The organism is Streptomyces albidicamelliae (assembly GCF_025642175.1).
Taxonomy (GTDB): domain Bacteria; phylum Actinomycetota; class Actinomycetes; order Streptomycetales; family Streptomycetaceae; genus Streptomyces; species Streptomyces albidocamelliae.
In genome coordinates, this window is sequence record NZ_CP106795.1 from 7,454,257 (window position 1) to 7,478,797 (window position 24,541).

A 24,541-nucleotide genomic window follows, 5' to 3' on the forward strand; every position below is an offset into this window, starting at 1 on the left:
GGTGCTTGGTCAGGGCGTCGACCATGGTGGCAGACGGGCCGGTCGAGCCGTCGGCGGCACCCCCGGCCGGGAACCCGTACGCACCACCAAGTGCCCCTGCGCGCGGCACGGTTGAGAACCGCCGTGTGCTTCCTCACAGACCCCCGCGGCCGCCCTGCCGGCCCGCTGTCATGGTGGCGTACGGCACACCGCACCCTCCGGGAGACGCGGGGTACCGCCCCCTCCCGAAGGGTGATGTGGGGAACCGCCCGGCCGGCTACCGGTTGATCGCGCGCATCCCCGCCTCGTCGTACCGCTGGCCCGCCACCTCGGGCAGCTCGGCGTCGATGCGGGCCAGGTCCTCCTTGGTCAGCTCGATGCCGGCCGCGCCGGCGTTCTGCTCCAGGTAGCTGCGGCGCTTGGTGCCCGGGATCGGCACCAGGTCCTCCCCCTGGGCCAGCACCCAGGCGATCGCCAGCTGGGCCGGGGTCACGTCCTTCTCGGCGGCGATCTCCTTGACCTTCTCCGCCAGCCGCAGGTTGGCGTCCAGGTTGGTGTCGGTGAAGCGGGGGTTGTTGCGGCGGAAGTCGTTCTCGTCCAGCTCGTCGGGGGAGCTGAAGCGGCCCGCGAGGAAGCCGCGGCCGAGCGGCGAGTACGGCACGAAGCCGATGCCGAGCTCCCGGCAGGCGGGCAGCACCTCGGCCTCCACGTCCCGCGACCACAGCGAGTACTCGCTCTGCACCGCGGTGACCGGGTGCACGGCGTGGGCGCGCCGGATGGTCTCCGCGCTCGCCTCGCTCAGCCCGATGTGCCGCACCTTGCCCTCGGCGACCAGCTCGCCGAGGGCGCCGACCGTCTCCTCGATGGGCACGTCCGGGTCGACCCGGTGCTGGTAGTACAGGTCGATGTAGTCGGTGCCCAGGCGCTCCAGCGAGCCGTGGACCGAGCTGCGGACGTGCTCGGCCGAGCCGTCCTGCCGGCCGATCGTGCTCATGTCGCCGGGTACGGCGTCGTCCATCCGGTAGTTGAACTTGGTGGCGATCACGTACTCGTCGCGGTGTCCCCGTACCGCCTCGCCGACCAGCGACTCGTTGGTGAGCGGGCCGTAGAGCTGCGCGGTGTCGAGGAAGTCGATGCCGAGTTCCAGGGCGCGACGGATGGTCGCGACGCCCTCCTCCTGGTCGGTGGAGCCGTAGAAGGCGGACATGCCCATGCATCCGAGGCCGATGGCCGATACCTGGAGGTCCCGCAGACTGCGCTTCTGCATGTGGTGTCCCAGCCTTTCGTGCACGCTCGTGCGTCGTTCTCCGGGGCGCGAGGGCCTTCCTCCATCTAGCGACGGATCGCGGCACCCGGCATCCCGTGGGGTGTGCCGGGTACCGCGTGCCCACGCGGTGACTGCGACGCTACGAGCTGGAGCGCGCTCGAAGTCAAGGGCGTACCGGGTGCGTGGGACTACGCGCCGAGCCGCACCGGCAGCTCGAACAGGTCGTTCTGCGTGACGACCGGCTTGTTGCGCAGCTCGGCCGCCGGCACCGCCAGCTCCAGGCCGGGGAAGCGGGCGTACAGCGCGGGCAGCGCCACGCCCGCCTCCAGCCGCGACAGGGCGGCGCCGGGGCACACGTGCGGGCCGTGCCCGAAGGAGATGTGCCGGCTGCCCGACGTGCGGGTGATGTCGAACTCTCCGGCGGTCGGGCCGTGCGCGTGCTCGTCACGGCCGATCGCGCCGTAGGACACGATGAGCGCGTCCCCGGCCGGGATCACCTTGTCGCCCACCGGGACGTCCTCCGTGGCGAAGCGGATCAGGACGTGGGAGGTGGGCGTGGAGAAACGCAGGGTCTCCTCGACGACCGCCGACCAGTCGGCCTCGCCGGACAGCACCAGGGCGCGCTGGTCGGGGTGGGTGGAGAGGTTGACGACCGCGTTGACGATCAGGGAGATCGTCGTCTCGTGCCCCGCCGCGACCATCAGCTGGAGCGTGGAGACGATCTCCTCGTCGGTGAGGTGGTCGCCGTCCTCGGAGGCCAGGATCAGCGCGCTGGTCAGGTCGTCACCGGGCTCGGCCCGCTTGGCCGCCACCGTCTCCGCCATGATGTGCGCCAGCTCGGTGAGGGTGGCGACGACCTCCGCCGGCGGGGTCTGCGTGGAGAAGAACTTCTCGAACAGCACCTTCAGCCGGGGCAGCCGCGCCTCCTCGATGCCCATGAGGTCGGCGATGACGTACATCGGCAGCGGGTAGGCGAAGGCCGCCTTGAGGTCGACGGTGCCGCCTCCCGTGGGCAGCGCGTCGAGCAGGTCCTGGGTCAGCTTCTCGATGCGCTCGCGCATCCGCTCCACCCGGCGCGGGGTCAGCGCCTGCGCGACCAGCGTGCGCATCCGGCGGTGGTCGGCGCCGTCCACGGTGAGCATGGAGCGGCCCGGATTGGCGAGGCCGATCAGCGGCCAGTCGGCGGGTATCTCGCCGCGCCGCCAGGCACCCCACACGTCGATGTCCTTCACCAGCCGCGGGTCGGTGAGCAGCGCGCGGGCCTCGGCGTGGTGGGTGACGGCCCACACCGGGACGCCGCCCGGCAGTTCGACGGCGGCGAGCGGGCCGGCCGCGCGCAGCGCCGCGCTCTCGCCGTCCAGGTCGGTGACGAAGGGGTCCAGGGCGATCCGGGGTGCTTCGGTACCGGTCGTCATCGTGACGTGCCTCCCAGGGCAGGGTCGGGGTACTGCGCCGGTTGCGGGGGACGGTCCCCGAAAACCCCGGCGGAACAGCGCGCGGCCGGTGCGCCGCGGGATCAGCGGGCGGGTACGGGTGTGAAGCGGACGGGCAGCCCGGTCAGTCCCCGCAGCCAGGGCGAGGGCCTGCGGCCCAGCGACTCGGCCGGCACCGCCAGGTCGATGTCCGGCAGCCGGTCCAGTACGACCTCGATGCCGGTCCGCGCGATGACCTCGGCGATCTCCTGCGCAGGGAACGGGCAGCGGTGCTCGCCGTGACCGAAGGAGAAGTGCGCGTTGTTGCCGCCGGTCAGCGCGGAGGCGTCGGTGCGCACCTGCGGATCGGAGTTGGCGCCCTGGAGCCCGAGCAGCAGCAGGTCACCGGCCCGGACGCGGCGGCCGCCGAGGTGGGTGTCGCGGGCGGCCCAGCGGCCGGCCACGTTCTGGGTCGGGGTGTCCTCCCACAGCACCTCGTTCATCGCCTCGGCGACGCTGTTGCGCCCGCCGAACAGCGAGGCCGCGAACCGGGTGTCGGTCAGCATCAGCCGCAGCGAGTTGCCGATCCAGTCGGCGGTCGGCTGGTGCCCGGCCGCCATCATCACCATCAGGTCCTGCGCGATCTCCTCGTCGCTGAACCCGCTGTCGTCGGCGAGCATCCGGGAGACCACGTCGGCGGCGGGCTCCTTCTTCCGGTCCGCGAGCAACTGCCCCATGGACGTGGCGAGATGCGCCTGTCCCGCGAGGGCGCGCTCACGGCCGTCGATCATGTCGTTGAGGGCGGTGACCAGGCCCGGGCCGTCCTCGTCGGGGAAGCCGTACAGCCGGGCCAGGACGCGGACCGGCAGCAGCATCGCGTACTGCGCGACCAGGTCGGCCTCGCCCGCGCCGCACAGCCCGTCGATCAGCTCGTCCGCGAACCGCTCGGCGTGGCGCCGCAGTTCGAACGGGTCCACCGCCTCCAGGGCGTTGCTGACCATGGCCGCGCGCTGCCGGTGCCGTTCGCCGACCGTGTAGAGGATCGACGGCTGCTTGCGGCCGATCATCGGCAGCAGCGGCCAGTCGGCCGGGATGTTCTCCCACTGGTTCCACAGGTCGGAGTCCCGGCTGAAGAGCACCGGGTCGCCGGTGACCTGGTGCAGTTCCCGGTAGCCCAGCACCAGCCAGGCCGGGACGTCGCCGTCGAGGGTCACCGGCACCACGGATCCGTGGTCGCGCCGCATCTCCCGGTACAGGGTGGCGGGTTCGGTCTGGAAGCGGGGGCCGCCGAGCGGCACGGCGTCGGGGGTGGTCACACGAACTCCTGTCGGGGCAGGCCCGCCCGCGCGGACGGGTCGGCGTACCGGTTCTTCACGTGCTGCACCAGGGTGATCAGCACCTGTTTGCCGGACTCGCGGGAGCGTGCGTCGCAGTCGATCAGCGGCACGTGCGGGTCCAGGTCGAGGGCCTCGCGGACGTCCTCGCCGGCCCGCACGGTGCCGCCGAAGTCGTTGCACGCCACGATGAACGGCGTGCCGTGGTGCTCCAGCCGGTCGATGGCGTACCAGGAGTCGTCGATGCGGCGGGTGTCGACCAGCACCACGGCTCCGAGCGTGCCGGAGAACAGCCGGTCCCACAGGAACCAGAACCGCTTCTGGCCCGGCGCCCCGAACAGGTACAGCACGTTGTGGGCGTCCAGGCTGATCCGGCCGAAGTCGAAGGCGACCGTGGTGGCCGACTTGCCCCGCACCTGGCCGATGTCGTCGACCGACTCGCCGGCCTGCGTCATCGTCTCCTCGGTGTTGAGGGGGCGGATCTCGCTGACGGAGCGGACCAGGGTGGTCTTGCCGACGCCGAAGCCGCCCACGACGACGATCTTGAGACCGTTGTCCGCGGAGGCACCCAACGGGGTGCGGGCGTCAGAGGTTGCGGAGTCCAACGAGCACCTGCTCCAGGATGTCGGGGTCGGTTATGGCCGGCCGGCGGGGATGACGGGCGCTGACGCGGCCCGCCGCCAGCAGGTCGCACAGCAGCACCTTGGTGATACTCACCGGCAGCCGCAGTTCGGCGGCGATCTCCACCACCGAGGTGGGAAAGCGGGCCATCTCGAGGATCGCCACGTGCTCCGACTGCATGCCGGCCGCCGGGTCCGACTCGGCGACCACGAGGGTGACCAGGTCGAAGGGGCTGTCCGGAGCGCTCCGGCTGCGTCCCTGGGTGATGGTGTACAGACGGTCGGGCGCGTCGTCCCTGCCCGGACGGCTCATGACGTCCGGGGCGGAGCGGTCAGGTGCTCGCCGAGCTGCTCCACCAGTTCGCTCATGGTGTGCCCGACGACCCCGGCGTCCGCGTCCTCCGAGGTGACGACGGCCAGGTGGGCGCCCGCGCCGGCTTCGACGATGAACAGCACGCCGCCGTAGAACTCCGCCATCGCCGAGCGCACACCGCCGCTGCCGTCGCCGAACTCCGCGGAGGCTCCGTGCGACAGCGACTGGATGCCGGCGGCGATCGCGGCGAGCTGGTCGGCCTGGTCCACGCTCAACTCGGGGGTACGGCACAGCTTCAGCCCGTCCCGGGAGAGCACGAGCGCGTGCCGGGCGCCGGGCGTCCTCTCCAGCAGGCCCTCCAGGAGCCAGGTGAGCTTGTCGTCGGCGGTGGTCGGGCCGGTCATGGAGTGGTGTCGCCTTCCGGGTGCGCGTGCGGGTGGGAGGAAGCGGGTGCGGTGTCCGCGCCGGTGGGGGCGGGGCCCTGCGGAGTGCCGGGGGCCCGGCCGTCGTGCACACGGCCGTCGGGCGCCGTGGTTCGGGCCTCGTCCGTGAACTGGCCGTCGTGGGCCGGGTCCTCGGGGGAGCCGGCCGTACGGCCGCCGGGGGCAGGGGGCCGCGTGTCGTCCGTGCCGCGGTCGCCCGGCACGGGAGCGGGGGTGCCGGTGTCCGCCGGCGGTCGTACGGCCTCGCGGAAGCTGCTGAAGCGGGCCGCCCGCGCCTTGCCCTCGTCGGCGCCGGAAGCGGGACGGCCGCCGCCCGTCCGGGCCGAACGGGAGCGCTCGGCCTCGGCGAGCGTGCGCCCCCGGCGCCGCTTGGGCAGCCCGGCGGTGTCCTCCCGCGGCTCGGGCGCGGCCGCCTCGTGGACCGGCGGGGCCTCCACGGCGGCCGGCGCCTCGGCGGCCGCGGGGGCCGGTTCGGGTGCGGCCGGGCCGGCGAGGATGTCCTGCGGGACGAGCATCAGTACCCCGGTGCCGCCGCGCGCGGAGGGCCGGAAGGAGACCTTGAGGCCGTGCTTGCGGGCCAGCCGGCCGACCACGGCGAGGCCCAGCCGGGTTCCGGTCAGACCCCCCAGCTCCGAGACGTCTCCGGAGACCGCACGCTCGGCGCGGCGCAGCTGCACGTCCCCCATCACCAGACCGCTGTCCTCGACGGACACGATGACGCCGGCGGGCACCTCCTCCACGTACACGTGGACCTCGGCGGTAGGCGGTGAGAAGTTCGCCGCGTTGTCGAGGAGTTCGGCGAGCGCGTGCATCACGCCCTCGGCCGCGTGCCCGGCGACGGCGACCCCGCTGACCGAGTGCACCCGCACCCGGCGGTAGCCGGCGATCCGGCCCATCGAGCCGCGCAGGATCGACTCCATGCCGATCGGCCGCGCCCACCTGCGGCCCGAACGCGCACCCGTGAGCACGGCGATGGAGTCCGCGAGCCGGCCCGCCTGGGCGGTGCGGTGGTCGAGGTGGAGGAGGTCGGCGAGGACGTCCTCGTCGGTGTGCCGGTCCTCCATGGCCCGCAGGTCGGCGAGCGTGGCCGTGGCCAGGGCCTGCATCCGGCCGGAGGCGTTGGAGGTCGCGGACACGGCGGCGTCGCGTTCCCGCCTGGCCTGCTCCAGCTCACCCGTGAGCCGGGCGTTCTCCTCGCGCAGCCGCTTCGTCTCGCGTGCGCCCTCCTGCTCCAGCCGCTCCCGTTCGGTCGCGAAGGATTCGGTGAACTCGGCACGCTGCTCGGCGAGTTCGTCGATGAGGCGCTGCTGCTCCTGGCGCGTCTCCGAGGTCGCGCGGGCCTGCTGCTGGAGCAGCCGCCCGAGGTCCTGGGTCACGCTCTCCAGCCGGGCCCGGGTGTCCCGCCCGGCCCGCAGGGCGTGGGCCGCCGTGGCCACCGCCAGGCCGAGCAGGACCGCGGCGGCTCCGCCGCCCCAGGCGAGCGGGGTGCGCGCACCGCCCGGGGCCGCCACCACGGCCGCGCAGACCACGAGCGCCGACAGGGCACCGGTCGCGGCGAGGGCGATGACGAACGTACGGAGGGAAGGGCGGTCGCCGGGAGGGGTGGGCGCGGTCATCGTCCGGTCGGGTCCTCGCGCAGAAAGGGGCAGGCTGGGGGGTTGGGCAGGAGACGTTCAGGGGGGTGAGAGATGCCACGCGACGCTGAACTCGCGGTCACTATACGAGAGTTCGTGATCAAAACTGAAAGGAACCGTGCACGTTCCACGAAGTGGACAGTCATACCGGGCGAAGGTGACCACCCGCGGTGCGCCTCCACCGGGGGATGTTTCCGCCTTCGGGGGACCTAAGGGGGCGATGCGGGTGACGTCGGCACGCCGAGCGGAGGTCAAGGACCGCGCACGGTGTGTCCCTGTGGCGCCGCCCACCCCGTCGGTGTGATGGTTTTCGCACGTCGACACATGCGGACACCCCCTAGGGTGGCCGCGAGATACGGCCAGGCGTGGCTGACACCAGGGTGTTCGTCGCCGGCAGGCAGCTGCTGAAGGGAATCCAGGATGTTCCGCAAGGTGCTGGTCGCCAATCGTGGAGAGATCGCGATCCGCGCGTTCCGGGCGGGCTACGAACTCGGCGCGCGTACGGTCGCCGTGTTCCCGCACGAGGACCGTAACTCGCTGCACCGGCTCAAGGCCGACGAGGCGTACGAGATCGGGGAGCCGGGGCACCCCGTGCGGGCGTACCTCTCCGTCGAGGAGATCGTGGCCGCCGCCCGCCGGGCCGGCGCCGACGCCGTCTACCCCGGTTACGGCTTCCTGTCCGAGAACCCGGAACTCGCGCGCGCCTGCGAGGACGCCGGCATCACCTTCGTCGGGCCCAGCGCGCAGACGCTGGAGCTGACCGGCAACAAGGCCCGCGCGGTCGCCGCCGCCCGCGCCGCGGGCGTACCGGTGCTCGGTTCCTCCCAGCCCTCCAACGACGTCGACGAACTGGTACGGGCCGCCGACGAGATCGGCTTCCCCGTCTTCGTCAAGGCGGTCGCGGGCGGCGGCGGTCGCGGTATGCGCCGCGTGGAGGACCCCGACCAGCTGCGCGAGTCCATCGAGGCCGCCTCCCGGGAGGCCGCGTCCGCCTTCGGCGACCCGACCGTCTTCCTGGAGAAGGCCGTCGTCGACCCGCGCCACATCGAGGTGCAGATCCTCGCCGACGGCGAGGGCGAGGTCATCCACCTGTTCGAGCGGGACTGCTCGCTCCAGCGCCGCCACCAGAAGGTCATCGAGCTGGCGCCCGCCCCCAACCTCGACCCCGCGCTGCGTGACCGGATCTGCGCCGACGCCGTCCGCTTCGCCCGCGAGATCGGCTACCGCAACGCGGGCACCGTGGAGTTCCTGCTCGACCGCGACGGCAACCACGTCTTCATCGAGATGAACCCGCGCATCCAGGTCGAGCACACCGTCACCGAAGAGGTCACGGACGTCGACCTGGTCCAGGCCCAGCTGCGGATCGCCTCCGGCGAGACCCTCGCCGACCTCGGCCTCGCCCAGGACCGGATCACGCTGCGCGGCGCCGCCCTCCAGTGCCGCATCACCACCGAGGACCCGGCCAACGGCTTCCGCCCGGACACCGGACGGATCAGCGCCTACCGCTCGCCGGGCGGCTCCGGCATCCGTCTCGACGGCGGCACCACGCACGCCGGCACGGAGATCAGCGCCCACTTCGACTCCATGCTCGTCAAGCTGACCTGCCGCGGCCGGGACTTCAAGGCGGCGATCGGCCGGGCCCGGCGCGCGGTCGCCGAGTTCCGCATCCGCGGTGTGGCCACCAACATCCCGTTCCTCCAGGCGGTCCTGGACGACCCCGACTTCCAGGCCGGCCGGGTGACCACCTCCTTCATCGAGGAGCGGCCGCACCTGCTCACCGCCCGGTCCTCCGCCGACCGGGGCACCAAGCTGCTGACCTACCTCGCCGACGTGACGGTGAACAAGCCGCACGGCGAGCGGCCCGACCTGCTCGACCCGCTGACCAAGCTGCCCGCGCTGCCGCAGGGCGAGCCGCCCGCCGGGTCGCGCCAACGCCTCGTGCAGCTGGGCCCGGAGGGCTTCGCGCGGCACCTGCGCCAGTCGCCGACCATCGGCGTCACCGACACCACCTTCCGCGACGCCCACCAGTCCCTGCTCGCCACCCGCGTGCGCACCAAGGACCTCCTCGCCGTCGCGCCGGTCGTCGCCCACACCCTGCCGCAGCTGCTGTCCCTGGAGTGCTGGGGCGGCGCCACCTACGACGTGGCGCTGCGCTTCCTCGCCGAGGACCCCTGGGAGCGGCTGGCCGCACTCCGCGAGGCCGTGCCCAACATCTGTCTCCAGATGCTGCTGCGCGGCCGCAACACCGTCGGCTACACGCCGTACCCCACGGAGGTCACCGACGCCTTCGTGCAGGAGGCCGCCGCCACCGGCATCGACATCTTCCGCATCTTCGACGCCCTCAACGACGTCGGCCAGATGCGCCCCGCCATCCAGGCCGTGCGCGAGACGGGCACCGCGATCGCCGAGGTCGCCCTCTGCTACACCGCCGACCTGAGCGATCCGTCCGAGCGGCTGTACACCCTCGACTACTACCTGCGCCTCGCCGAACAGATCGTCGAGGCCGGCGCCCACGTCCTCGCCGTCAAGGACATGGCCGGACTGCTGCGCGCCCCCGCCGCCGCCAAGCTCGTCTCGGCGCTGCGCCGGGAGTTCGACCTGCCGGTGCACCTGCACACGCACGACACCGCCGGCGGCCAGCTCGCCACCTACCTCGCCGCGATCCAGGCGGGCGCCGACGCCGTGGACGGCGCGGTCGCGTCCATGGCGGGCACCACCTCCCAGCCGTCGCTGTCGGCGATCGTCGCCGCCACCGACCACTCCGAACGGCCCACCGGACTCGACCTCCAGGCCGTCGGCGACCTGGAGCCCTACTGGGAGGGCGTGCGGAAGATCTACGCCCCGTTCGAGGCGGGGCTCGCCTCCCCGACGGGCCGCGTCTACCACCACGAGATCCCCGGCGGCCAGCTGTCCAACCTGCGCACCCAGGCGGTCGCCCTCGGCCTCGGCGACCGCTTCGAGGACATCGAGGCGATGTACGCGGCCGCCGACCGCATCCTGGGCCACCTGGTGAAGGTCACCCCCTCCTCCAAGGTGGTCGGCGACCTCGCGCTGCACCTGGTCGGCGCCGGTGTCTCCCCGGCGGACTTCGAGGCGACCCCCGACCGGTTCGACATCCCCGACTCGGTGATCGGCTTCCTGCGCGGCGAGCTGGGCACCCCGCCCGGCGGCTGGCCCGAGCCGTTCCGCACCAAGGCCCTCCAGGGCCGTACCGCCGCCAGGCCGGCCCCCGAACTGTCCACCGAGGACCGGGAGGGGCTGGCCAAGGACCGCAGGGCCACCCTCAACCGGCTGCTGTTCCCCGGGCCGACACGGGAGTTCGAGACGCACCGCCAGTCCTTCGGCGACACCAGCGTCCTCGACAGCAAGGCCTTCTTCTACGGCCTGCGCCAGGCCAAGGAGTACGCCGTCGACCTGGAGCCCGGTGTCCGGCTGCTGATCGAGCTGCAGGCCGTCGGCGAGGCCGACGAGCGGGGCATGCGCACGGTCATGTCCTCGCTCAACGGCCAGCTCCGGCCGATTCAGGTACGTGACCGGGCCGCGGCCTCGGACGTGCCGGTGACGGAGAAGGCCGACCGGTCGAACCCGGGCCATGTCGCGGCCCCCTTCGCCGGCGTGGTGACGCTCGCCGTGACCGAGGGCGACGAGGTGGCCGCCGGAGCCACGATCGCCACCATCGAGGCGATGAAGATGGAGGCCACCATCACCGCTCCGAAGGCGGGCCGGGTGTCCCGGCTGGCCATCAACCGGATCCAGCAGGTGGAGGGCGGCGACCTGCTGGCCGAGATCGGCTGACCGCGCGGGGGCGAAGAGCGCCCGTCACGCCGCTCGCCGCGGCCGGGACGTCCCGGCCGCGGCGAGCGGCGTGCGGTTGCGGGCGGCTGCGCGCCGTTCGGCGGGTCAGTCCCAGAGCGGATAGGTCATGACCTGCTTGTAGCCTTCCGGCCGGGCGTCGGCATAGGTGAGGCTCATCCGCGTGAAGTGCTGGACGTTCGGGTCCTTCTTCCAGGCCTGCGGGCGGTCCAGGCGCACGGTCACCTGGTAGTAGCGGAAGGTGCCCGCCGCGCAGTACGGCTTGCAGTCGTTGACCATGTTCACGCCCACCGCGGTGGCCCCCTCGGCGTTCCAGTGCTTCCACTGGAGTCCGGACAGCCGGCTGTTGCCGTCGCCGCAGGCGAGGATGAAGTCCACCGGGCGGTAGTCGCGCCGCCACTGGCAGTCGACGAGCACGGGCGGCGGGGAGGCCTGCTTCGCTCCCGCGGTGGTCGCCGTACTCGCCGCGGCCGTCGTCATGGCCGCTGTGAGCAGCGTGCCCGCCGCGAGGGTGATCGCCGTTCCCACCAGAGATCCGCGCATGTCCGCTCCCGCCGTCGTACTGTGTCGGACGCCACACTGACGCTACGACCGTACGCCCGAATGCACCAATCGCGCAGGTCGGACCGTGTGTCAGCCGTGGGAGACGGTCAGTCCGTAGAACGCGACCCTGGCTCCCTTCGTGGTGCTGTCGGAGGAGGACTGGTTGTAGGAACCGGCCTTGAAGTACTGCTTGTAGGGCTTGAACGACGACGGGATGCCGTAGTGCGTGGTCGTGCCGTTCACGGTCAGGTCGATGGTGTTCCCGCCCGAGACGGCGATGGTGTAGCTCCAGGTCTTGCCGACGGACACATGGCCGACGGTGTGCGGGGTCTGCCCGCCCGACGGTGAGTTCTCGGTGCCGAGGACGATGTCGCCGTTCGCGTGGTAGTAGAGCTCCAGCAGCGGCTTGGTGGAGGAGCCGCCGGAGCCCAGGTGGATCTGGCCGACGCACACGTTCTTGGTCACGGAGACCACCCGCAGCGTCGCGCTCATCCGGTGGGAGCCGGCGAGCGCCCAGTCGGCGGCGGAGCCGTTGCGGTTCATCTCGCGCAGCTCGGAGCGGGCGTAGTTCGAGTTCGGCGTGGTGACCCCCTTCTCGGGCGCCCAGAAGGTCATCGCGCCGTCGCGGGTGTCGGTGGAGAAGTAGGCGTCCTGGTAGCCGTTCGCGCCCTGGAGCCTGGACGAGGGAATGGTGGTGGGCGAGCCGGGGGAGCCGACGGGCTCCTGGAGCTGCCAGACGGACAGGTCGAAGTTGCCGCCGGGCGCGACATGGGGGTCGGCCGCGTCCGCGCCGCTCGTGCCGAGCGCGGTGAGGGTCAGGGCGAGGCCCGCGGTGGTGGTCGCCGCGAGCAGCCGGGATCGGGTCATGTGGGGGGTCCCTTCGTCGGACCGGGATGCGTTCAGCATGATGAACACTGAACGCATCCTTGGTCACCGATGACCCGAGAAGTTAAAGGTATGAACCAGACACGTCAAGGGGTTCAGCAGGCTCCCTCGTCCTGCCAGGGCCCCCATTCGGCGGCGCCGGGCGTCTCGTTCTGGGTCCACCACTTCGCCTTCCAGTTGTGCTTGCCGTACGAGACCTCGTCGCCGGCCGTGTACACCGCGGACGCGTTCCAGGCCGTCTTGCAGGACGTCGGGGTCGGCGTCGGGGTCGGTGTGGGGGTGGGCGTACCGGTGGGCGGGGTGACCCCGGCGAACTTCACCGAGTACTTGGCGAAGTCCCACGAGTTCTGGGTCACGCTGGAGCAGGTGCCCGAGGTGCGGCCGCCGTTGTCGGCCGGGGTGCACTGCCGGTCGCGGTTGAGCGACCAGAACGTGAACCGGTCCATGTGGTGGCTCGTCGCGTAGTCGAGCACGGTCTGGAAGTCCGCCTGGCTGAAGTACTCGCCGGTGTCGCTGCGGCCGTTCATGCCGGAGAAGCCCTCGTGGGCGTACGCGGTGGCCTGGTCCCAGCCGAAGGTGGACTGGAGGATCGTGTTGAAGTTCGTCAGCGCGCTCGTCTGGCTCGCCGCCCCGTTGAAGCCGCCGTCGAACGGCATGATGGAGAAGTTGTTCGGGGTGAACCCCTGCGACTTCGCCTCCAGCAGCATCTGCTTGCCGAACCAGCCGGTGCCGTCCGCCGTGCCGGCCGTGGTCACGGACACGTACAGTCCGGGGTTGTTCTGCTGGAGGATCTTCGCGGCACCGATCTCGTTCCGGACGGCCGCGGTGTTCTCGTACTCCGGCTCCTCCAGGTCGAAGTCGATGGCGTGCAGGCCGTACTTGGTGATGACCTGCTGGTAGGCAGCCGCCGTGGACACGGCGTCCGAACAGGCCTGGCCGAGCTTGGTGCCGCCGTAGCCGCCGATGGAGACGGAGACGTCGCCGCCCTTGGCCCGGATGGTGTTGATCACCGACTGGACGGCCGTGTCCGAGGAGACCGGTGCCGTGCCGCCCCAGGTGGGCGTGCAGCCACCGCCGTTCGGGGCGAGGACGAAGGCCAGCTGGAAGGCCTTGAGGCCGGTGGCGTCCATGATCGCGGCCGGGTCGGGCGGGTCGTTGTCCAGCGGCATCAGGTACGGGGCGGCGGCGTACCAGCGGTTGCCGAGCGCGCTCGTCGCGCCCGAGGCGTTGCTCGCGACCAGGGCGGTCGTGCCCGCGGCGGCGAGCGTCACGGCCGCGGCCGCGCCCAGACATGCCCGAAGACGTCTCACTGCGTGCCTCCAGAGGGTGGGGGTGGGGGAGAGCCCCTGAGCGGGGGAGCCCCACCCTCTGGGAGGTGTTGCGCTCACGTCAATGAGTTGGACTAGACCAACTCGCTCTTTGGACTAGACCATACGACCTCTTTACTTCCCGTCGACCAGCCGTACGGTGAACTCCCGGTCCAGCGCCCGCCCCGGCGTCGTGACCGTCGTGACGCGGGTGCCGGAGTCGTACGACCAGGCACCGCGCGGGAGTTGACGGCCGTCGAGCAGGACGCGTGCGGGCGCGGAGCCGCCGTGCACCGTGAACCGGTACCTCCGCGCGGCCACCTTGCCCGCGTAGTCGCCCCGGCTCGCGCCCACCCGCACGGTCGTCCCCCGTGCGTCGGTGCGCACCGACACCCGCTGCGTGGCGGCGGAGCCCTGGGCGAAGTCGCGGGTCACGCCGTCGTCCTCGTACAGCGTGTAGCGGCTCGTGCCGTGGGCGGCCGGGTACAGGTCCCAGTCCAGCTCGTGCCGGTCGCGGCTCTGCCAACTCGTCGTCCCCTTAAGCCACATGGGCACGACGGCGCCCTCGCGGACGAAGAGCGGGAGCGTGTCCAGCGGGGCGTGGTAGCCGTTCAGCGTGGTCGGCCCGCGGTAGGTGCGGCCGGTCCAGTAGTCGGTCCAGGTGCCCTTCGGCAGGTAGATGCCGTCGCGCGTGCCGGAGTCCTGGTAGACGGGTGCGACGAGGAGGTCGGGGCCGGACAGGAACTCGTACTTCGCCTGTTCGCCCAGGGTGGCCGGGTCGCCCGGGTACTCCAGCCAGAGCGGACGCACCGCGCCCACGCCCGTCTTCGCCGCCTCGGCCGACAGGGTATACATGTACGGCAGCAGCCGTTCCTTCAGCTGGAGGTACTTGCGGTTGATCGAGGTGTACGGCTCCCCGTCCAGCCAGGGCTGCTGATCGGCGGGCTTGCCCGTGGTGATGTCGCTCGCCCAGCCGTCCATGGTCATGACGGCCGGCAGGAAGGCCTTCCACTGGAGGTCACGGGTGTACATCTTGGCGTCGTGGCGGTAGATGCTGCCCACGTCACCGGTGTTGTAGGCGATGCCGGACATGGTCGCCCCGGCGTAGGTCGGGATCTGCCAGCGGATGTAGTCCCACGACAGCTTCTGGTCGCCGGACCACAGCACCCCGCAGCGCTGGGCGCCCGCCCAGGACACCGGCAGCCACACGAAGCCGCGGGCGTCGCTGTTGTCCTCGATGCCCTTCTTGGCCGCGTCGCAGGCGTCCAGCGCGAACTTGTACCCGTTTCCGACCCAGGCCACGTCCAGCTTGGCCACCCGCTGGCCGGCCTTGACCTGGTCGGCGAGCTTGCCGATGCCGTCCTGGGTCCACAGGCCGAGCTGGGCGTGGTGGTCCGCGAGGCCCCCGGCGGTCTGCTCCAGGTTCTCGTAGCCGCAGCCGTAGCCGTCGTTGACCAGCATCCAGCCGAGCGGCATGTCGTGCTCCGTGTAGCCGTCGGCGACCTTCAGCGCGTCCAGGGTGTGCCGCTCGCCCCGGTTGGCGTTGTGCAGATAGCAGTCGGAGTCGCCGGGTTCCAGGCCGTAGACCGGCGGCATGAAGGGCCTGCCCGTCAACGCCGTGTACTTGCCGATCACTTGCTTGGCGTTCCCGAGGAAGTAGTAGGCGTCCAGGCGGCGTTCCTGCTGACCGGTGGTGACCGGCGAGCCGAAGGTGTACACGCCCGGCGCGAAGGTGTTGCGGAAGACGCCGTAGCCCGCGCTGGAGAGGTAGAAGGGCTGGGAGTTGTTGTAACCGCCCTCGTTCCAGTCGAAGCTGTTCGCCACGTACATCGTCCGTCCGCGGTGCGAGAAGCTGCCGTTCTGCTCCCCGCCCCCGAAGAACTGCTCGTCCGCGCCGCGCGCGAGGCTCTGGCGCATGCCGCCGGTCGACCAGCGCAGCGGCTTGTCCTCCTGCCAGATCCGGGTGCGGTTGTCCGGCTCGTACAGGCCGAACCGCAGCGGCTTCTTGTACACCCGCAGGACGGCGTCCGGGGAGCGGATGCCGTAGTAGTCGCCCGCGTCGAAGGACGAGGTGCGCCGCTCGGGCTCCGGCCGCTCGCGCACGATGGCGGTCCCGGCCGGGTCGCTCAGCGAGCCCGACGGGTCGGCCTGGAGCCGCAGCCCTCCTCCCGTGAGGAAGTCCGCACGGGCCGTGAGACCGCCCGCGCCGATGGTGTAGCCGCCGTCACGGCCCGAGAAGGAGGTCAGGTCACCGGCGTCCGTGGTCGCGGGCAGATAGGCGGTGCCGGTGAAGGAGTCGTCGTGCACGTCGTACGGGACGACGACCACGTGGTAGGTGCCCGACGCCCGCGGGATCACCGTGGCCTCCGGGTCGGCGGTGCCGGCGCTGGACGCCACCTGCTTGCCGTGGTCGTCGTAGACGTAGAGGTCGAAGTCGGCCGAGGGCCTGTCCCATCGGACCGACAGCGGGACGCCGCCCTCGGGGTTGTCGTCCCAGTAGCCGTCCGGCACCGAGACGGTCAGGTCGAAGCGGTCGCAGACCTTGTTCCCGGGGTCGGCGGCGGCGTCGGGACAGCTCTCGGTGCCGCCGCCGGTGCCCTTGGCGTAGACCGGGCTCCGCCAGTCCACGCTGCTGTGGGCCGGATCCAGCACGGCTCCCGAAGCGGTGGCGGCGGCCTCGGCGGGCACCGGGCCGGCCAGGACTGTCGCGGCCAGCGCGGTCGCCAGCCCCAGCGGCACCCAGGCCAGCCACGGCACACGATGTCGGAGTCTTCGCACGGCGGAACAGCTCCCCTCGCACCCTTGCGGATTGTCTGTCCTTGGTGAAGGTGCTCGGAAGAGCTTGAAATCGCGGTCATTCGAGCAAGTTCACGCACGAAGCCTCAGGGTTAATGCAGGTTCATGTCAATACCGCGCGGACCTCGGCGCGCGCCGACGCCTCCGTCGCCCGCGGTGTCACTCCGCCCGTTACTGGCAGGTGCGTGTCAAGAATCGGCCAAATGCCGGACGTGCACCGGTCCCTGTGGTCGGGTCTCCTGCGTCAGCAGTGTCGACACCCGATCCGGGAGGCCTGGTGTCCGTGCCAACCCGCAGAAGACGGTGGTTCACCGTCTGTGCGCTCACCGCGTCCGCAGCACTGGCGGTGATCCCCCCGTCAGCCGCGTCCGGCCGAGGGGCGAACCCCTTCGGCGTCCGCGTCCTCGGCCAACTCGCGCACGAACGCGAGCAGTCGGTCGGCGCCGCCGCACCGCACCTGGCGGCGGACGACGACGACGGCAACGAGGCGGACGAGATCGCCGAGGGCGCCGACCAGTACGCCGAGGCCCGTACCTCGCCCGGGGTCGTCGCACCCGGCGCCTACGGCGCCGCCTGGCGGGACCTCAGCAGGCTCAGGAGCACCGGCGGGGACTGGCACCACCTCACCGGTCTGCCGTACGACTCCGACGACCGGCGCTACCGCGACATCGACTCCAACTCCAGTGGCGGGTCCGGCGACGTCACCGGCCGGATGGCCGCCGTGGCCGCCGACGACGACGGCTACGTCTACGCGGGCAGCGCCGGCGGCGGCGTGTGGCGCTCCCGCGGCGGAGGCGGCCACTGGCGGCCCATCAGCGACCGGCTCCCCGCCCAGTCCACCGGCGCCCTCGCGCTGGACGGATCGGGCCGGCTGTGGCTGGGCACCGGAGAGGCCACCACCAACGCGGACGCCTACCTGGGCAGCGGCGTGTACGTCCTCACCCACCCCCACCACGGCACGTTCTCCTCGCGCGGCCGGGTCGGCGGCGACGAGCTGGACAGCACCACCATCCACGAACTCCGCTTCGGCGGCGGCAAGGTGTGGGCGGCCACCAGCAAGGGCGTGTGGAGCCACTCCACGCACAGGCTGAGCGGCGCGTGGAAACTGGAGTTCGCGCCCAACCCCGAGTTCCTGCCGGGTGGTTCGCGGGCCGACGACCCGGACGCCCCGTACAAGAACATCGCCAACGACATCGCCGTCGACCCCAAGGACCCCGCCAAGGTGGTCCTCGCGATCGGCTGGCGCAGCGGCGACGACTACAACGGCTTCTACACCAGGTCCGGTCACACCTGGACGCGGATCACCAGCGGCCTCGGCGACCTGCCGGCCGACGCGGACGGCGTCGGCGCCGTCACCTTCGCGCGCTCCGCCGACGGCTCCCGCTACTACGCCATCGACCAGTCGCCGGAACAGCTCAACACCAACCCGGACAGCGGCCTGGAGGGTATCTTCGTCTCCAAGTCCGGTTCGCCGACCGGGCCCTGGACGAAGATCGCCGACTACAAGGGCCTCGCCGCGTCCGGTTCGGCGCTGACCTCACCCGGATACATGCCGGGCGTTCAGGCCTGGTACAACCAGTTCCTCACCGTCGACCCGAGCGACCCGCGGCACGTCTACGCGGGCCTGGAGGAGGTCTACGAGACCAAGGACGGCGGCGCCACCTGGTCCACCGTGGGCCCGTACTGGAACTTCGGCTTCTCCTGCTGGAGCATCGACCCGGCCAGGCAGACCGGCGACTGCCACCAGACCACCCACTCCGACCAGCACGGGGTGGCGATCGGCCGGCACCACGGCAAGTCGTACGTGTACGTCGGCAACGACGGCGGCGTCTACAAGCGCCCGGTCGACGGCTCCCAGGACGCCTCCGGCCACGCCACCGACTGGACGTCCCTCAACGACGGCACGATCGACACGCTCCAGTACTACTCGGTCGGCATCGGCAAGGACCCCGACCACGGCGGCCTGTCCGTCACCGGCGGCCTCCAGGACAACGGCCAGTCCGTGCTGCGCGGCGACGACAAGGTCATGGGCTCCAACTTCGGCGGCGACGGCGGTGACACCCTCACCGATCCCGGCAACGGCTGCAACATCGCCGAGGAGTACGTCTACCTCGCCGTCCAGGTCACCCAGAACTGCGCCGTGAACGACGGCGGCTGGGTGAGCGACCCCGCCAAGGCCACCTCGTACGGTGTCGCGCCGGCCGACAACGCCACCGGTGAGGCCCGCTTCATCGCGCCGCTCGCGGCCGACCTGAAGAACCCCGCCGCCTGGGTCGCCGGCGGCCGCCACGTCTGGGTCCAGAACCACGGCTACGCGATCCGCAGCGGCTCCGAGTGGACCAGCGTGCACGACTTCGGCGAGGGCCGGTACGCCACCGCCGTCGCCGCCTCCGGCGGCAGGATCTACGCCGCCTGGTGCGGCCCCTGCAACAACCAGGGCTTCGCCCGCGGCATCGCCGTCGGCAACGCGGACGGCACCGGCTGGCACGACATCACCCTGCCCGTCGACGGCACCGTGCCCAACCGCTACCTGAGCGGATTCGCCGTCGACCCGAAGAACGCCGACCACGTCTTCCTCGCCGTCAACGGCTTCTCCCGGCACTGGACCGAGGGCCCAGGCGCCGGTGTGGGCCATGTCTTCGAATCCACGAACGGCGGCACCACCTGGAAGGACATCTCGGCCGACCTGCCGGACGTGCCCACCGACTCCGCGCTGGTCACGGCGGACGGCGGCCTCGCCGTCGCCACCGACCTCGGTGTGGTCTACCGGGCGCCGGGGCGCACCACCTGGAAGCGCGTCGGCGACCTGCCGGCCGTCGCCGTCCTCCAGCTGAAGACGAGCCCCGACGGCGGCACGCTGTACGCCGCCACGCACGGCCGGGGCATCTACTCCGTCAAGCTGCGGCACCTGCGCTGAGCGCCGAGGGGTGATCCGGCCGGTGCCGGGTCACCCCTCCCGCGCGTACGGCACCACACGCACGTCCAGCGTGAAGGCCGGGCGGGCCGCACCGGCCACGTCCGGCGCCCCGGCGGTCACGGTGACCAGGGCCTCGCCTCCCCGGGTGCCCGCGCAGCGCAGGCTGGCGTGCGCGGTGCCGCCGGCGTCCAGGCGCCAGCCCGAGGCGACGACGAGGGCGGGGGCCGAACTCCGCACCTCCTTCCAGCGTTTGTCGTCCGGCCGGGGCCGCAGCACAAGGGTCACCACCGTCCCGGGCCGCACGCACAACCGCCGCCGTACCGGATCACCGGGGGAGACGGCGAGCTCGGCCCGCCCGGCGAGGCAACGCCCCGACGCGGCCGGTGAACCCGGCACGGCCGAGGAGCCCGGCACGGAGACGCCCGGGGACACCGGGGAACCGGGCGGCGAGGACCCCCGAGCCGAGGACGCCGACTCCGAAGGCCGGGCCGGCGGGCCCCCGGACGCACCGGCCTGCCCGCCGTGCTCCGACGACGCCCCGCACCCGGCCACCACGACGACCGCGGCGACCGCACACCCCAGGGTCCACCACCGCACCCCGGCCACCTCCCGATCTCGGTCCGCTCCCCACCAGCATGCCCCGGCCACCTTGAGCCGGTGCCGGCTAGGGTCTGTCGTTTGGATCAGGCCGGCCTGGCTCACGGTGCCTTGTCGGCCGACCCGAGCGGGGCGTGGTGCGTGCAGCTGCAAGGCGGAGGAGGGCGGCGACGCGGAGCGTCGACAACCGACGACAACGCCGCAGATGCGCGTGCCACGCCCCGCGACGCCGGCATGATCCAAACGACAGGCCCTAGGCGGACGGACCGGCTATGCGCAGGGTCGCCCCGGGGGACGGCGCTCCCGAGCCGGCGGAGCCGGTGGCGTCCGTCCACCAGTCGGCGCCGTCCTCGATGTAGCGCAGCAGGACGCCTTCGCGGATCGCCCAGGGGCAGACCACGGCCCGGCGCAGCCCCATGAGCTTGAGCGCCGTGTGCCCGACGACGGCCCCGGCCAGGCTCTGGGCCGCGCGCGGCGCGGAGATCCCGGGCAGCTGGGCCCGCTCGACGGTGGACAGCGCGGCGAGACGGCGCACCGCCCCGCCCAGGTCCCCGCAGACCAACTCCCGCTCCACGAACGGCCCGAACCGCCCCGGTGCGGCCCCGCACAACCGGGCCAGCTGCTGGAACGTACGCGAGGTGACGGCGGCGGTGCGCGGCCGCTCCCAGCGGATCCGCGAGGCCACGTCCCGCAGTTCGTGCCGGATCCGGCGGCGCAGTTCCTTCAGCTCACCGGGCCCTGGCGGATCCTGGACGCTCAGGTGCTCCCGCGTCAGCCGGCTCGCGCCGAGCGGCAGGGAGACGGCGAAGTCGGGGAGCCGCCCCCTGCCGAAGGCCACCTCCAGCGAGCCGCCGCCGATGTCGAGCAGCGCGAGCGGTCCCGCGTTCCAGCCCAGCCAGCGCCGCGCGGCCAGGAAGGTCAGTTCGGCCTCGGTCTCGCCCGGCAGCGTGCACATCCGGATCCCGGTCGACGACGCCACCCGGTGCAGGATCTCCTGCCGGTTGGGCGCGCCGCGCACCACCGCCGTCGCGAAGGCCAGCGGTCCCGAGGCGTGCCACCGCCGGGCCGTCGCGCCCGCCGCGGCCACCGCTTTGACCAGCCGCTCCACCGCCTCCTCGGCGATGGTGCCGTCCGGACCGACATGTTCGGACAGGCGCAGCTTCCATTTGACGGTGTGCACCGGCAGCGGAACACCCCCCTCCACATCCGCGATCACCAGTCTGACCGTGTTCGAACCCGCGTCCACCACACTCACCCGCATGGCCGGGGAGTACCCAATTCACCGACTGCGACGCTTCGCACGGGGGGCGTGCCGGTGCACAGCCGCCCGGCCGGTGCCCCCGGGCCCGGCGCCCACGGCCGTCCGGCACGTACCGGTGGCAAGAGGCGCACGAACCGGAAGCGCCCCGACCGGCCGGAGCTGTCCGGATCTCGGCCCCCTATGTGCGCATACGGCCCGCACTGCCCTTAGATGGACCGACCACTGTCGGCAGGGGAGCGGTACTTGACCAGAACGGCTGTCACGAGAGTACTGGTGATCGGCGGCGGGATCGCGGGCACCGCGACCGCGCTGGGCCTGCACAAGGCCGGGTTCGACGTCACCGTGTTCGAGTCCCACCCCGACTCGGCGGAGGACATCGGCGCCTTCCTGACCCTCGCGAGCAACGGCATGCGGGCCCTGGCCCAGCTCGACGCCACCGACGCGGTCACGGCCGTCGGTTTTCCGCTGACTTCCCTGCGCCTGCTCGACCACCAGGGCACCGAGGCCGCGCACGCACCGCTCGGCGAGGCCGCCGACCCGGCCCTGCGCTACCGCTGCCTGCGCCGCGGCGAGCTGAACGCCGCCCTCCAGGGCGAGACCGCCCGCCGCGGCATCCCGCTGCGCCACGGCGCCCGTCTGGAGTCCGTGACGGACGGCCCGGACGGCGTCACCGCCCGCTTCGCCGACGGCACGAGCGCCACCGGGGACCTCCTCGTCGGCGCCGACGGGCTGAACTCGACCGTCCGGCGGCTCATCACACCCGGCGTCAGGCCCGGCTACGCCGGCCAGCGCGTCTACTACGGCTACACCGCCGCCGCCCCCGTGGCCGGTCCCGACGGCACCATCACCATGGTGCGGGGCAGCGAGGCCGCCTTCGGGTACGCGGTGTCGCCGGCCGGCGAGGCGTACTGGTTCGCCCGGGTCGGCGGAGACCCGCTGCCCGCCGGTGCCTCCGGCGGTCCGTCCGCCGCCCTGCGCGGGCAGTTGCTGCCGCTGCTGCGCAAGGACGCCACGCCCGCCGCCGACCTGGTCGAGGCCGCCGGCGACGGCATCACGGTCACCAACGCCACCGAACTGCCGCTGGGCGCCACGTGGCGTTCCGGGCGCGTCCTGCTCATCGGTGACGCCGCCCACGCGGCCTCCCCGGCGACCGGCCAGGGGGCCTCCATGGCCCTGGAGGACGCCGTCGTCCTCGCCAAGGCCCTGCGCGACCTGCCCGACCCGCTCGGCGCGTTCGCCGCGTACGAGCGGCACCGCCGTCCGCGGGCGGAGCACAACATCACCGTCAGCGGGGGCATCTCCCGCGGCACCCACGCGCCGTCCCGCCCGGCTCCCGGGACCGCGGCCGGCCCGGCCGGCGGCGCGGCCCGTCCCACGGCGCCGGACGAGGACCTGATCCGCCAACTGGCCTGGGACACCGCCCTCCCGGCCGACCCGCCCGCGGCGGACTGACCGGCGCGCTCCCGCCCGCACACCCGGTCCCGCCCGGGGTGCGTCCGCTCGCGAAAGTGCAAGAGGCGGAGCACTGGAGTCCATTGCCGGGGAATCCGCCGGAGCCGGATCGTTCCGTGCAACCGGCCCTTCGGCGACAAGGAGCACCCGTGCGACTCTTGAGCAGAGCAGGCGGCGCCGTGACCGCGGCCGCCGCCCTGGTCCTGGGCGGTGGCACAGCCTCCCCGGCGGCCCCGGTCCCGGCCGGCGCCACCTACAGCGTGACCGTGGGCACCCCGGTGCCCTTCATCCACCCCACGGACACCCCCGCCACCCCGTTCACGGACAAGGACGGCACCTTCCACTACCAGCAGTCCGCCGCGCTCTACGGCGCCGACGACCCGCGGGTCTGGGACTTCTACACCGGCAAGGACTTCGACACCGCCGGCTACGACAAGAAGCTCAGCGAGGCGGCCGACCCGGCCAACCCCGTCGACCGCAACGACGACACCACCTGGCGGTGCGAGAACAGCCCCACCGGGCGTGAGGCGACGTTCGCCCCGAGCGGCTCCGGCTACGCCCGCAAGAACTACTGCGACCTGTCCGGGGTGTGGGTCGACCCCGACACCGGTGACTGGTACGGCCTGGTGCACAACGAGTTCACCCCGCGCCCCTTCGGCGACGGACTGCACTACGACGCCATCGACTACGCCGTCTCCACCGACCAGGGCCGCACCTGGACCATCGAGGACCATGTCATCACGTCCCCGTACAGCACCGACCGCGGGGACACGGCGGCCTTCCCGAACCAGACGTACTCCTACGGCGACGGCGACCAGCGCCTGTTCGTCGACACCGCCTCGGGCTACTTCTACGTCTACTACGGCTCGCGGATCGTCGACAAGGGCGGCAGCTGGAAGGCGTTCTACGAGCACGTGGCCCGCGCGCCGATCGCCGGGAAGATGGCGCCCGGCTCCTGGCGCAAGTGGTACGACGGCGCCTGGACGCAACCCGGAACGGGCGGCCGGGAGAGCGACATCGTCCCCGTCGACACCGGCCACCCCACCGGCTACACGCCCGTCGCCGACGAGTACGACCCCGCGAACACCGGCACGTCCGCCGAGCAGATCGCGGCCGGGAAGATGCCGCCGACCTCGCCGCTGTTCGTCATGAACATCGCCTACGACGCCTATCTCGGCCTGTACATCGGCACCCCGCAGGCCGTCGACCAGAGCGGCGGCTCACCGCAGTACCTGTACGCCACCGACGACCTGGCCACCCAGAAGTGGCGGCTCATCGGCGACACGGGCGGGTACACCAACGCCTCCTGGTACCGCTGGTTCCTGGACGGCGCGAACCGCACCTCGTCCGCCGTCGTGGGCAAGAGCTTCCGGTCGTACTGCTCCTTCGGCTGCTCCCACGACGCCTCCGGCGAGTACGTCGACCTCACCGTCGGAACCTCCGACCCGGCGGCCCCGCCCGTGGACACCGGCCGCGCGCACCGTATCGCCAGCGGTGCGGGCCGGTACCTCGCCCAGGCGTCCGGCGGTTCCGCCACCACCTCGATCGCGAAGCCCGCGCGATCCGGCCGGGACGCGTGGCTCTTCCGGCCGACCGGCGAGGGCGCGTTCACCGTCGCCAACGCGGCGAGCGGCCGTCTGCTGGGCGTCGACGCCACCACCGCGGCCGGCCGCGCCTGGGGCGCCAGGCCGACCGTCACCGCGGAGCGCGGCGGCGAACCCACCGTGGGGCAGCAGTGGTTCGTGCTCCCCGACGCCTCGGCGAACGGCGCCTACCGGCTGGTCAACCGGTACAGCGGCCTCGTGCTCGGCCTCTCCGCCAGGCCCGGCCGGCTCGCCGAGACCACACCGGCGCGCAACTGGACCGACCGGAGCGGCAGTTCGGTCGGCGCCGGCCGCACCGCGGCCGAACAGCGCCTGACCCTCGTTCCGGCCGGGAGGTGAACGGCGGCTCGGGGCCGCCCGGCGC

Annotated in this window: 17 protein-coding genes; 4 read left to right on the plus strand and 13 right to left on the minus strand. The window is 72.5% G+C overall.

The window, feature by feature from the left end:
- Positions 1-256: 256 nt before the first annotated feature.
- The 7 genes from N8I86_RS33780 to N8I86_RS33810 all read right to left on the minus strand — a co-directional run bounded on the left by N8I86_RS33780 (position 257) and on the right by N8I86_RS33810 (position 6,984).
- Positions 257-1,246, minus strand: a complete 990-nt coding sequence (locus N8I86_RS33780) for an aldo/keto reductase (protein WP_263279511.1) — start codon at positions 1,244-1,246, stop codon at positions 257-259.
- Positions 1,247-1,434: 188 nt separating this feature from the next.
- A complete protein-coding gene (locus N8I86_RS33785; RefSeq protein ID WP_123440664.1) occupies positions 1,435-2,661 on the minus strand; it encodes a cytochrome P450 family protein in 1,227 nt (408 codons plus the stop codon).
- A 101-nt stretch (positions 2,662-2,762) separates the two neighbouring features.
- Complete coding sequence (locus tag N8I86_RS33790) at positions 2,763-3,974, minus strand: cytochrome P450 (protein WP_073890806.1); 1,212 nt, start codon at positions 3,972-3,974, stop codon at positions 2,763-2,765.
- Positions 3,971-4,597 carry a GTP-binding protein gene (locus tag N8I86_RS33795; RefSeq protein WP_371129913.1) on the minus strand — a complete coding sequence of 209 codons (627 nt, stop codon included), beginning with the start codon at positions 4,595-4,597 and terminating at the stop codon, positions 3,971-3,973. The genes N8I86_RS33790 and N8I86_RS33795 overlap by 4 nt, the downstream gene beginning before the upstream one ends.
- Positions 4,578-4,925 carry a DUF742 domain-containing protein gene (locus tag N8I86_RS33800; RefSeq protein ID WP_073890803.1) on the minus strand — a complete coding sequence of 116 codons (348 nt, stop codon included), beginning with the start codon at positions 4,923-4,925 and terminating at the stop codon, positions 4,578-4,580. Before N8I86_RS33800 ends, N8I86_RS33795 begins: the two co-directional genes overlap by 20 nt.
- Positions 4,922-5,329, minus strand: a complete 408-nt coding sequence (locus N8I86_RS33805) for a roadblock/LC7 domain-containing protein (RefSeq protein WP_073890801.1) — start codon at positions 5,327-5,329, stop codon at positions 4,922-4,924. Before N8I86_RS33805 ends, N8I86_RS33800 begins: the two co-directional genes overlap by 4 nt.
- A complete protein-coding gene (locus tag N8I86_RS33810; protein WP_263279512.1) occupies positions 5,326-6,984 on the minus strand; it encodes a sensor histidine kinase in 1,659 nt (552 codons plus the stop codon). Before N8I86_RS33810 ends, N8I86_RS33805 begins: the two co-directional genes overlap by 4 nt.
- A 438-nt stretch (positions 6,985-7,422) precedes the next feature.
- Here N8I86_RS33810 and N8I86_RS33815 point away from each other — a divergent pair, with 438 nt between their 5' ends.
- Entirely contained in the window at positions 7,423-10,797 is a 3,375-nt protein-coding gene (locus N8I86_RS33815) for a pyruvate carboxylase (protein ID WP_263279513.1), read from the plus strand.
- 105 nt (positions 10,798-10,902) lie between these two features.
- Here N8I86_RS33815 and N8I86_RS33820 read toward each other — a convergent pair whose 3' ends face one another.
- From N8I86_RS33820 to N8I86_RS33835, 4 genes are all read right to left on the minus strand, one after another.
- Positions 10,903-11,358 carry a hypothetical protein gene (locus N8I86_RS33820; RefSeq protein ID WP_263279514.1) on the minus strand — a complete coding sequence of 152 codons (456 nt, stop codon included), beginning with the start codon at positions 11,356-11,358 and terminating at the stop codon, positions 10,903-10,905.
- Positions 11,359-11,448: 90 nt separating this feature from the next.
- Positions 11,449-12,225, minus strand: a complete 777-nt coding sequence (locus N8I86_RS33825) for a polysaccharide lyase family 7 protein (RefSeq protein ID WP_073892018.1) — start codon at positions 12,223-12,225, stop codon at positions 11,449-11,451.
- A gap of 113 nt (positions 12,226-12,338) precedes the next feature.
- A complete protein-coding gene (locus tag N8I86_RS33830; protein WP_263279515.1) occupies positions 12,339-13,553 on the minus strand; it encodes a chitinase in 1,215 nt (404 codons plus the stop codon).
- Between the two features lie 132 nt (positions 13,554-13,685).
- Entirely contained in the window at positions 13,686-16,328 is a 2,643-nt protein-coding gene (locus N8I86_RS33835; RefSeq protein ID WP_450169250.1) for a glycoside hydrolase family 31 protein, read from the minus strand.
- A gap of 295 nt (positions 16,329-16,623) precedes the next feature.
- On the opposite strand from N8I86_RS33835, the gene N8I86_RS33840 reads away from it, so the two are divergent.
- Positions 16,624-19,263 (plus strand): beta propeller repeat protein, encoded by a 2,640-nt coding sequence (locus N8I86_RS33840; protein ID WP_263279516.1) that lies wholly within the window; start codon positions 16,624-16,626, stop codon positions 19,261-19,263.
- Between the two features lie 30 nt (positions 19,264-19,293).
- Here N8I86_RS33840 and N8I86_RS33845 read toward each other — a convergent pair whose 3' ends face one another.
- Positions 19,294-19,548, minus strand: coding sequence for an acetyl-CoA synthetase (locus N8I86_RS33845; RefSeq protein ID WP_263279517.1), 255 nt, complete (start codon positions 19,546-19,548; stop codon positions 19,294-19,296).
- A gap of 565 nt (positions 19,549-20,113) precedes the next feature.
- Entirely contained in the window at positions 20,114-21,121 is a 1,008-nt protein-coding gene (locus N8I86_RS33850; protein WP_263279518.1) for a Ppx/GppA family phosphatase, read from the minus strand.
- Between the two features lie 243 nt (positions 21,122-21,364).
- Here N8I86_RS33850 and N8I86_RS33855 point away from each other — a divergent pair, with 243 nt between their 5' ends.
- Both N8I86_RS33855 and N8I86_RS33860 read left to right on the plus strand, forming a co-directional pair.
- On the plus strand, positions 21,365-22,573 hold the full coding sequence (locus N8I86_RS33855) for an FAD-dependent oxidoreductase (protein ID WP_263279519.1): 1,209 nt from the start codon (positions 21,365-21,367) through the stop codon (positions 22,571-22,573).
- Positions 22,574-22,722: 149 nt separating this feature from the next.
- Positions 22,723-24,516: an RICIN domain-containing protein gene (locus N8I86_RS33860; RefSeq protein ID WP_263279520.1), complete on the plus strand. Its 1,794-nt coding sequence runs from the start codon at positions 22,723-22,725 to the stop codon at positions 24,514-24,516.
- Positions 24,517-24,541: the final 25 nt, after the last annotated feature.